Consider the following 10,056-nt stretch of genomic DNA (forward strand, 5'->3'; position numbering starts at 1 on the left):
GGCGGAGGCCGCCAGCAGCTCGGGGGGCTTGCGGCCCAGATGCACCTCCCGCAGCTCGAGGTCCACCCCCGGCCTCAGCCCGGCCGCCGCCAGGGTCAGCCGCGCCCGGATCGCGTACGGGCAGCGGCGGAAGCTGTAGAGCACCGGCAGGGAAGCCGCCATCGCCTCAACCCGCGACGGGCGGCATCGGCCGGCCGATGTGGGCCTCACCGGAGGCCTCGGCGCGCCGCATCTGCCGTTGGCGCTCGGCAAAACGCTCCCGATCGGCGGCGGCGTAGCGATCGATGCAGTGGCGGCAGCTCACCCCTTCCACGTAGCTCGCCAGCGCCAGGTCGGCGGGGGCCAGGGGCAGGCCGCAGGCATGGCACACGTGATAGGTGCCCGGCTGCAGTCGGTGGTCGAGGGCCACCCGCTGGTCGAACACGTAGCACTCGCCCCGCCAGCGGCTCTCGGCCTCCGTCACCTGCTCCAGGTAGTTGAGGATCCCCCCCTGCAGCTGCAGCACCTGCTCAAACCCCTGGTTCAGCAGGTGGGCGGTGGCCTTCTCGCAGCGGATGCCGCCGGTGCAGAACAGGGCCAGCCGCTGCGGCCGCCGCTGGGCCACCAGGGGCCGCAGGTGCTGCTCCACCCAGGCGGGAAAGTCGCGGAAGTGCTCGGTGCCGGGGTCGATGGCGCCCGCGAAGCTGCCCAGGGCCACCTCGTAGTGGTTGCGGGTGTCGATGGCCAGGGTGCCGGGATCGTCCAGGAGGGCATTCCAGTGCTCGGGGGGCACCGGGACCCCCGTGCCCCGCGCCGGCTGGGCCGAGGGCTCGGCCATCGTCACGATCTCCGCCTTGAGGCGCACCTTGAAGCGGTGGAACACCGCTCCGGTGGCCTCACTACGCTTCACCTCCAGGTCCGCCAGTCGCGGGTCGGCCCGCAGCAGCTCCAGCAGGGCGGCCACGCTGGCGTCCGAGCCGGCGACCGTACCGTTGATGCCCTCGGTGGCCAGCAGGATGGTGCCCAGCAGGCCGGTCGCTCTGCCCAGCTCCAGGATCCTGGTGCGCCAGAGCGGCAGCTCCTCGCTGGCCAGGGGGACGAACCTGTAGAAGGCGGCGACCTGCACCCTCAGCGGCCGGCGGCGGCCGCCAGCGGCTGCTCCTCCAGCGGCAGCTCCTCCATCTGCACCCGCACGCCGGCGGCCCGCAGCAGCTCCTGGTCGCTGGCCACCGCCGGGTTGGCGGTGGTGAGCAGGGTGTCGCCGTAGAAGATCGAATCGGCTCCCGCCAGCAGGCAGAGGATCTGGGCTTCCCGTCCCAGCTGCTCGCGTCCGGCGCTGAGCCGCACCCGGCTGTGGGGCATGAGGATGCGGGCGGTGGCCACCATCCGCACCAGCTCCAGGGGGTCGACCGCCGGGAGACCCTCCAGCGGGGTGCCCTCCACCGCCACCAGGGCGTTGATCGGCACGCTCTCGGGGTGGGGATCCATGGTCGCCAGCACCTGGAGCAGCCCGGCCCGGTCCTGGGCTGTCTCGCCCATGCCGATGATGCCGCCGCAGCAGAGGTCGATGCCGGCGCCCCTCACCCGCTGCAGGGTGTCGAGCCGCTCCTGGTAGGTGCGGGTGGAGATGATCCGCTCGTAGTGCTCGGGGCTGGTGTCAAGGTTGTGGTTGTAGGCGGTGAGTCCCGCCTCCGCCAGCCGCGCCGCCTGGCCGTCCGTGAGCATGCCGGCGGTGACGCAGGCCTCCAGGCCCAGCTCCCGCACCCCCCGCACCATGGCGAGCATGGCCTCGAAGGGGGCGCCGTCGCGGATCTCCCGCCAGGCCCAGCCCATGCAGAAGCGGTGGGCGCCGGCGTCCCGGGCCTGCCGGGCGCGCTCCAGCACCGGCTCCACCGCCAGCTCCGGACGGCCGGCCACGTCGCTGGGGTGGTGCATCGACTGGGGGCAGTAGGCGCAGTCCTCCTCGCAGCCGCCCGTCTTGACGCTCAGCAGCGAGGCCAGCTGCACGTGGTAGCCGGGGTTGGCGCTGCGGTGCACCGCCTGGGCCTGCCACAGCAGATCCATCAGCGGCAGGTCGAGCAGGTCCTGGATCTCCTGGCGGGACCAGTCGTGGCGCGGGCTCATGGGGTGGTCTCCACACCGTTCTGGACGCCACTCTGCACGCCACCGAAGCGGCGCTGGCGCCCCTGATAATCCAGCAGCGCCGCCAGCAGGGCCTCGGTGTCGAAGTCGGGCCAGAGGACCTCGGTGATGTGCAGCTCGGCATAGGCCAGCTGCCAGAGCAGGAAGTTGCTGATGCGCTGCTCGCCGCTGGTGCGGATCAGCAGGTCGGGGTCGGCATCTCCGGCGGTGAACAGCTCGGCGGCGAAGAGGTCCTCATCGATGCGGGCCGGGTCGAGCTCACCGCGGGCCGCCTGCTCGGCGAGACGGCGGGCCGCCCGCACCAGCTCGCTGCGGCCGCCGTAGTTGGTGCAGACGTTGAAATGGATGCCGGTGTTGCCGGCCGTGCGCTCGGTGGCATCGCTGATCAGGACCTTCAGGCCCTCCGGCAGGGGCTCCAGGTCGCCGAGGAAGCGGATGCGCACCTGCTGGCGCTCGAGGGACTCCAGCTCCTTGGCGAGCACGCGCTCGAACAGGGCCATCAGGAAAGCCACCTCCTCGCCGGGCCGGGTCCAGTTCTCGGTGGAGAAGGCGTAGGCGGTGAGGGCGCCGATGCCCCAGTCGCTGCAGTGGCGCAGGGTGCGCTTGAGCACCTCCACCCCGGCCCGGTGGCCCATGGCCCGGGGCAGCCCCCGCTGACGGGCCCAGCGCCCGTTGCCGTCCATGATCACGGCCACGTGGCGGGGCAGCCGAGCCGGATCCAGCTGGGCGGGCAGCTGGTCGGGATCGGACGATGGAGTGGTCGCCAGGGCGCGACTCATCCGCGATGTTCCGGCGGGTCCGCAGCCACGCTACGCCCCGTGGGAGCGGAGGCCAGGGCGTCGGTGAGCAGGTCGTGAAGCCGGCTGCTGGTGATCGGCCGCTCCAGCCGGCCCTGGGAGGCGAGCGAGAGGGTGCCCGTCTCCTCGGAGACGACGATGCAGAAACAGCCGTCGTGGCGCTCGGTCAGCCCCATGGCGGCCAGGTGGCGGGTGCCGTAGCGGTTCAGGCCCTGGCGGGAGAGAGGCAGGATCACACCGGCGGCCACGATGCGGTTCTTCTGGACCAGCACGGCGCCGTCGTGCAGGGGCGTGTCCACCGCGAAGAGATTGAGCAGCAGGTCGACCGAGAGCTGGGCGTCGATGCGGATGCCGGGGTTGAGGAAGTCCTCGGGGCGCAGATCGCTCCCCAGGTCGAGCACGATCAGGGCGCCGCAGCGGGCCTGGGAGAGGCGGCCGGCGGCCTCGGTGAGCAGGCTCACCGACCCCGAGGCCAGCTGGTCACGGCTGCGGTCGGCGAACAGCACCCCGAGGCGTCCGGTGCCGAGCAGTTCCATCAGCCGCCGCAGTTCCCCCTGCCAGAGGATCGCCAGGGCGAGGCTGCAGGCCAGCACCAGCGCATCCACCAGGCTGCTGGTGAGCGGCAGGTTGGCGTAGCGCTGCACGAACCAGGCCAGCGCCACCAGGAACAGATAGCCGCGCAGCAGCCAAAGGGTGCGCGCTTCGGTGACCCGGCCCAGCAGCAGCAGGCCGAGCAGGGAAGCGAACAGGAGATCCAGAAGCAGGCGGAAATCGATGAGCCGCAGCCAGATCACAAGACAGGGGATGGGCAGGCCGGTTCAACGGGTGGCCGCCTGACGCGGTCAGGATACCGGCAGGAGTCGGTGGGGCAGGACGTCGTAGCGCAGTAGGTCTTCCGGCTGCTCGCGCCGCTGCACCACCTCGGCCACGCCGTCGTGGACGAGCACCGCCGCCGGCCGCGGGATGCGGTTGTAGTTGGAGCCCATCGCGGCGTTGTAGGCGCCGGTGGCAAGCACGGCCAGCACGTCGCCGGGGCTGGTGGGCGGCAGGCGGACGTCGTGGAGCAGCACGTCGCCGGACTCGCAGTGCTTGCCGGCCACGGTCACCGCCTCGCTGGCCTCCGCCAGCGGCCGGTCGGCCAGCACGGCCGTGTAGAGCGACTGGTAGGTGATCGGCCGGGGGTTGTCGCTCATGCCGCCATCCACCGACAGGTAGGTGCGCAGGCCGGGGATCTCCTTGCGGCTGCCCAGGGTGTAGAGCGTCATCCCCGCCGTCGCCACCAGGGAGCGGCCGGGCTCGCACAGCAGCCGTGGCAGCGCCAGCTGGCGCTGGCCGCAGGCCTCGGCCACCGCCGTCGCCACCACCCGCACCCACTCCTGGATGCTCGGGGGATCATCGGAGCCCACGTAGCGGATGCCCAGGCCACCGCCGACGTTGAGGTCGCCGCAGGGGTGGCCCAGGGAACGGGCCAGTCCCAGGGCCTCGGCCATCACCCCGGCCAGGTCGCGGTGCGGTTCCAGTTCGAAGATCTGGGAGCCGATGTGGGCATGCAGGCCATCCAGCCGGGCCCAGGGGCAGCTCGCCAGGTGCCGCAGCACCGCCTCCAGCTGGTCGGGGTCGAAGCCGAACTTGCTGTCGAGGTGGCCGGTGCGGATGTACTCGTGGGTGTGGCACTCGATGCCCGGGGTGAAGCGCACCAGCACCCGCACCGGCGCGGGCCGTCCGGCCGCCAGGGTGGCGAGCAGGCTGATGTCGTTCCAGTTGTCGAGGATCACCGTCACACCCTGGTCGACGGCGAGCTGCAGCTCCTCGGCGGATTTGTTGTTGCCGTGGAAGACGATCCGCTCGGCGGCCATGCCGCCCTGCAGGGCCGTGAGCAGCTCCCCGGCCGAGACGGCGTCGAGGCCCAGGCCCTCGGAGGCCACCAGGGCCGTGATCGCCAGGGAACTGTTGGCCTTGGAGGCATAGAGGGCCAGGGCCTCGCCGGGGTAATGGGCGGCCAGCGCCTCCCGGTAGGCCCGGCAGGTGCTCCGCAGGGTGGCCTCGTCGAGCACATAAAGGGGCGTGCCGTAGGTGCGGGCCAGATCGCTCAGCAGGCAGCCCCCCACCTCCAGGCGGCCCAGGCCATCAAGGCGGGCGGTGAGGGGCGCCAGGTTGCGGTTGGGGCTGAGCGGATCGGCTCCCTGCTCGAAGGGACTCCCGGAGGCGACAGGGGCCGCGGTCAGGGGAGCGACCGTATCGGTCGCCGTGGAGGCGCTGGTCACCATGGCGGCCTGTGCGGGGAGGGGGTCAGGATGTCCGATCGTAAGGATGTTCGTGTCCAACGGCCGTGCCGGCACCACCTCCGCCACCGCTGCCCGTCCCGACCCTGTGCCCCCTGGTTCCGGCCGACGCCGGCGCCTGCCTGGCCCTCGATCGGGGCGCCCTCGGCGGTCTCTGGAGCCTGGAGCAGTGGCAGCGGGAGCTGGAGGAGGAGGGGCGGCCGGGCCTGGGTCTGTTCCAGGGGCCCGACCTGCTGGCCATGGCCAGTGGCTGGCTCGTGGTCGATGAGCTGCACATCACCCTGGTGGCGGTGGCACCGGACCAGCGCCGGCGGGGCCTGGGACGCCGGGTGCTGCAGGAACTGATGGCCGCGGCCCGCGAGCGCGGCGCCAGCCGCGCCACGCTGGAAGTGGCGGCAGGGAATGGGCCCGGGATCGCGCTGTATGGGGCCCTGGGGTTCCGCACCGCCGGCATCCGTCATGGTTACTACCGCAATGGAGAGGATGCCCTGATCCAATGGGTCAACCTGACAATCTGATCCTGGCAATGTGACAGGGGTGTGGATAACCGTAGATTTTTATACCTATTCCCGGCGATTCCGGTCGCTTCGTTTGTGTTCTGACTCGCCTGAGCCCCTGCGGCCCGTGGGTTTCACCTGAGAGTGCTCCCAAGCTCCCACACGGCCCTTCAATCCTGATAGGTTGGGGCCACTTGCATCAGGTCCCGCCCCATGTTCGAGCGGTTTACCGAGAAGGCCATCAAGGTGATCATGCTGGCCCAGGAAGAGGCCCGCCGCCTCGGCCACAACTTCGTCGGCACCGAGCAGATCCTGCTGGGCCTGATCGGCGAGGGCACCGGTGTCGCCGCCAAGGTCCTCAAGTCGATGGGGGTCAACCTGAAGGACGCCAGGGTCGAGGTCGAGAAGATCATCGGCCGCGGCTCCGGCTTCGTCGCCGTCGAGATCCCCTTCACCCCCCGGGCCAAGCGGGTGCTGGAGCTCTCCCTGGAGGAGGCCCGCCAGCTGGGGCACAACTACATCGGCACCGAGCACCTGCTGCTGGGCCTGATCCGCGAGGGCGAAGGCGTGGCTGCCCGGGTGCTCGAGAACCTCGGCGTCGACCTGGCCAAGGTCCGCACCCAGGTGATCCGCATGCTGGGCGAGACGGCCGAAGTGGCCTCCGGCAGCTCGGGCAAGGGCTCCACCAAGACCCCCACCCTCGATGAGTTCGGCAGCAACCTCACCCAGCTGGCGGCCGAGTCCAAGCTCGACCCCGTCGTGGGCCGCCAGAACGAGATCGACCGGGTCATCCAGATCCTCGGGCGCCGCACCAAGAACAACCCGGTGCTGATCGGTGAGCCGGGCGTCGGCAAGACCGCCATCGCCGAGGGCCTGGCCCAGCGGATCACCCAGGGCGAGATCCCCGACATCCTTGAGGACAAGCGCGTCCTCACCCTCGACATCGGCCTGCTCGTGGCCGGCACCAAGTACCGGGGTGAGTTCGAGGAACGTCTCAAGAAGATCATGGAGGAGATCCGTTCCGCCGGGAACGTGATCCTCGTGATCGACGAGGTGCACACCCTGATCGGCGCCGGTGCCGCCGAGGGGGCCATCGACGCCGCCAACATCCTCAAGCCGGCCCTGGCCCGGGGCGAGCTGCAGTGCATCGGCGCCACCACCCTCGATGAGTACCGCAAGCACATTGAGCGCGACGCCGCCCTGGAGCGCCGCTTCCAGCCGGTGATGGTGGGCGAGCCCTCCGTCGTCGACACGATCGAGATCCTCAAGGGGCTCCGTGAGCGCTACGAGCAGCACCACCGCCTCAAGATCAGCGATGAGGCCCTCGTCGCCGCCGCCACCCTGGGCGACCGCTACATCAGCGACCGCTTCCTGCCCGACAAGGCCATCGACCTGATCGATGAGGCCGGCAGCCGGGTGCGCCTGCTCAACTCCAAGCTGCCGCCGGCGGCCAAGGAGGTCGACAAGCAGCTGCGCGGTGTCCAGAAGGAGAAGGAGGACGCCGTTCGCCAGCAGGACTTCACCAAGGCCGGTGAACTGCGCGACAAGGAGGTCGAGCTGCGCGACCAGATCCGCACGATCCTCCAGGCCCGTCGCGACGACGAACCCGCCGGCACCTCCGGCGAGGCCGACACCCCGGCCCTGCTGGGCGGCCCTGTGGCCGACGACGCAGGCGAGGAAAGCCGCTCGCCCCTGGTCACCGAGGAGGACATCGCCCAGATCGTCGCCTCCTGGACCGGCGTGCCCGTCCAGAAGCTGACCGAGAGCGAGTCGGTGAAGCTGCTGAACATGGAGGAGACCCTCCACCAGCGCCTGATCGGCCAGGACGAGGCCGTCAAGGCCGTCTCCCGGGCCATCCGACGGGCGCGGGTCGGCCTCAAGAACCCCAACCGTCCCATCGCCAGCTTCATCTTCTCCGGCCCCACCGGCGTCGGCAAGACGGAACTCACCAAGGCCCTCGCCGCCTATTTCTTCGGCAGCGAGGACGCCATGATCCGCCTCGACATGAGCGAGTTCATGGAGCGCCACACCGTCAGCAAGCTGATCGGTTCGCCTCCGGGCTACGTGGGCTTCAACGAGGGTGGCCAGCTCACCGAGGCCGTGCGCCGTCGTCCCTACACCGTGGTGCTGTTCGACGAGATCGAGAAGGCCCACCCCGATGTCTTCAACCTCCTGCTGCAGTTGCTGGAGGACGGCCGGCTCACCGATTCCAAGGGCCGCACCGTCGACTTCAAGAACACCCTGATCATCATGACCTCGAACATCGGTTCGAAGGTGATCGAGAAAGGTGGCGGCGGCCTCGGCTTCGAGTTCGGCGGCGGCGACGTGGAGGAAACCCAGTACAACCGCATCCGCTCCCTGGTCAACGAGGAGCTCAAGCAGTACTTCCGCCCCGAATTCCTCAACCGTCTCGATGAGATCATTGTCTTCCGCCAGCTCACCCGCGACGAGGTGAAGCTGATCGCCGAGATCATGCTGAGGGAGGTCTTCGCCCGCATGCAGGACAAGGGCATCGGCATGTCCGTCACCGAGGCCTTCAAGGAGCGCCTCGTGGAGGAGGGCTACAACCCCAGCTACGGCGCCCGTCCCCTCCGCCGCGCCGTCATGCGTCTGCTCGAGGATTCGCTGGCGGAGGAATTCCTCTCCGGCCGGATCGGCGAGGGCGATGCCTGTCTGGTGGATGTCGACGATGACAAGCAGGTGGTGATCCGCAAGCAGAGCGTCACCCCGCCGCTGCCGGAGCTGGCCAGCGCCAGCGTCTGATCCGTCGCGAGCCGGATCGGCCGACTTCTACATTTCAACCATGAGATGGCGGCCATGACGGATCCTCTGCAGTCCCAGGCCATCGCCCCGGCGATGGTCCTCCGTGGGGAGGGGGCCTGGGAGCAGGCCCTTCCCCACATCGTCGCCCTGGGCCGCCGCCCCCTGCTGCTGGGCCGCAGCGCCTCCACCTTCGGCCTGCGCCAGCAGCTGGCGGTCGACCTGGAGCAGGCCAGCGCCTGCCCCGTGGTCAGCCAGGCCCTGCGCGACTGCTGCGAGGAGGACCTCGGCCCCCTGGCCCGGGATGCCGCTGCCGCCGGCTGTGACGCGGTCATCGCCGCCGGTGGGGGCAAGGTGCTGGATGCCGGCAAGCTGCTGGCCCAGCGGCTCGCTATCCCCTGCATCACGGTGCCCACCAGCGCCGCCACCTGCGCCGGCTGGACGGCCCTGGCCAATCTCTACACCCCCGAGGGCGCCTTCCTGGGCGATGTCGCCCTCGACCGCTGTCCGGACCTGCTGGTCTTCGACCACGGCCTGGTGCGGCAGGCGCCGGCCCGCACCCTGGCCAGCGGCATCGCCGATGCGGTGGCCAAGTGGTACGAGGCCTCGGTGAGCAGCGGCTCCAGCGGTGATGGGCTGATCCAGCAGGCGGTGCAGATGGCGCGGCTGCTGCGCGATCTGCTGCTGCTGGAGGGCGAAGCCGCCCTGGCGGACCCCCACGGGGAGGCCTGGGTGCGTGTGGCCGAAGGCTGTGCCCTCACCGCCGGCCTGATCGGCGGCATTGGTGGTGCCCGCTGCCGCACCGTGGCCGCCCATGCCGTCCACAACGGCCTCACCCAGCTCGGCGCCACCCACGGCTGTCTCCACGGCGAGAAGGTGGGATTCGGGGTGCTGGTGCAGCTGTGGCTGGAGGAGCAGCTCGCGGGGAACCGTCTGGCGGCCCAGGCCCGCCGCCAGCTGTTGCCCTTCTTCCGCCAACTGGGGCTGCCCACCGATCTCGAGGCCCTGGGGCTGGCGGGCGCCAGCCTCGATCAGCTCCGTCAGGTCAGCCGCTTCGCGTGCCGGGAGGGCTCCGACCTGCACCGGCTGCCCTTCGCCGTCGTCCCCGAGGATCTGCTCGCCGCCATGGTGGGCGCCACCGCCGACCGGCAGCAAGCGTGACGGACAGCCCCCTGAGCGGCCGCGACCTGGTCACGGCCGCGGCCACGTCCCTGCTCGACCCCCTGGGCCGCGACCTGGCCGCCCGAGTTCAGTGGTGGGAGCTGCCGGAGCACCCCGGCCCGTGGCCCGTGGCCCTGCTCGGGGAGGGGCCGCCCCTGCTGCTGCTGCATGGCTTCGACAGCTCCTTCCTGGAATTCCGCCGTCTGGTCCCCCTGCTGGCGGCTCAGCACCGGCTGGTGATCCCGGATCTGCACGGCTTCGGCTTCTGTCCCAGGCCCAGCGAGCGGGAGTACACCCCGGCCGCCGTGCTGGCCCATCTCGATGCGCTGCTGGAGGCCCTGGAGCAGCGGGAGCCCGCCGGCGGCCGCAGGATCGGCCTGATCGGCGCCTGTCGCCTGTACACATCTCCGCGCCCAAGAGACGCTAGGGTATCTCGTA

The 10,056-nt window shown here is 70.7% G+C and carries 10 protein-coding genes; 4 read left to right on the plus strand and 6 right to left on the minus strand.

Going from position 1 to position 10,056, the window contains the following annotated elements; translation table 11 throughout:
• The 6 genes from VB737_RS03560 to lysA all read right to left on the minus strand — a co-directional run.
• The coding region (locus VB737_RS03560; RefSeq protein WP_500311209.1) for a glutathione S-transferase N-terminal domain-containing protein at positions 1 to 162 on the minus strand (162 nt) is incomplete at its 3' end.
• 4 nt (positions 163 to 166) lie between these two features.
• A complete protein-coding gene (trhO, locus tag VB737_RS03565) occupies positions 167 to 1,111 on the minus strand; it encodes an oxygen-dependent tRNA uridine(34) hydroxylase TrhO (protein ID WP_500311211.1) in 945 nt (314 codons plus the stop codon).
• Entirely contained in the window at positions 1,108 to 2,103 is a 996-nt protein-coding gene (gene bioB / locus VB737_RS03570) for a biotin synthase BioB (RefSeq protein ID WP_500311196.1), read from the minus strand. The genes trhO and bioB overlap by 4 nt, the downstream gene beginning before the upstream one ends.
• On the minus strand, positions 2,100 to 2,900 hold the full coding sequence (gene uppS / locus VB737_RS03575) for an undecaprenyl pyrophosphate synthase (RefSeq protein ID WP_500311198.1): 801 nt from the start codon (positions 2,898 to 2,900) through the stop codon (positions 2,100 to 2,102). Before uppS ends, bioB begins: the two co-directional genes overlap by 4 nt.
• A complete protein-coding gene (gene cdaA / locus VB737_RS03580; RefSeq protein ID WP_015107871.1) occupies positions 2,897 to 3,712 on the minus strand; it encodes a diadenylate cyclase CdaA in 816 nt (271 codons plus the stop codon). The genes uppS and cdaA overlap by 4 nt, the downstream gene beginning before the upstream one ends.
• A 48-nt stretch (positions 3,713 to 3,760) precedes the next feature.
• Positions 3,761 to 5,185, minus strand: a complete 1,425-nt coding sequence (gene lysA, locus VB737_RS03585) for a diaminopimelate decarboxylase (protein ID WP_500311201.1) — start codon at positions 5,183 to 5,185, stop codon at positions 3,761 to 3,763.
• Between the two features lie 62 nt (positions 5,186 to 5,247).
• Here lysA and VB737_RS03590 point away from each other — a divergent pair, with 62 nt between their 5' ends.
• The 4 genes from VB737_RS03590 to VB737_RS03605 all read left to right on the plus strand — a co-directional run.
• Positions 5,248 to 5,718, plus strand: coding sequence for a GNAT family N-acetyltransferase (locus VB737_RS03590; RefSeq protein WP_500311202.1), 471 nt, complete (start codon positions 5,248 to 5,250; stop codon positions 5,716 to 5,718).
• A gap of 192 nt (positions 5,719 to 5,910) precedes the next feature.
• Positions 5,911 to 8,460 (plus strand): ATP-dependent Clp protease ATP-binding subunit, encoded by a 2,550-nt coding sequence (locus VB737_RS03595; protein ID WP_500311203.1) that lies wholly within the window; start codon positions 5,911 to 5,913, stop codon positions 8,458 to 8,460.
• Between the two features lie 54 nt (positions 8,461 to 8,514).
• Entirely contained in the window at positions 8,515 to 9,618 is a 1,104-nt protein-coding gene (locus tag VB737_RS03600; RefSeq protein ID WP_500311205.1) for an iron-containing alcohol dehydrogenase, read from the plus strand.
• Positions 9,615 to 10,056: alpha/beta fold hydrolase (locus VB737_RS03605; protein ID WP_500311207.1), on the plus strand; the 442-nt coding region annotated here is incomplete at its 3' end. The genes VB737_RS03600 and VB737_RS03605, both read left to right, overlap by 4 nt.

This window comes from Synechococcus sp. BA-120 BA3 (assembly GCF_034931285.1).
Taxonomy (GTDB): Bacteria; Cyanobacteriota; Cyanobacteriia; order PCC-6307; family Cyanobiaceae; genus Cyanobium.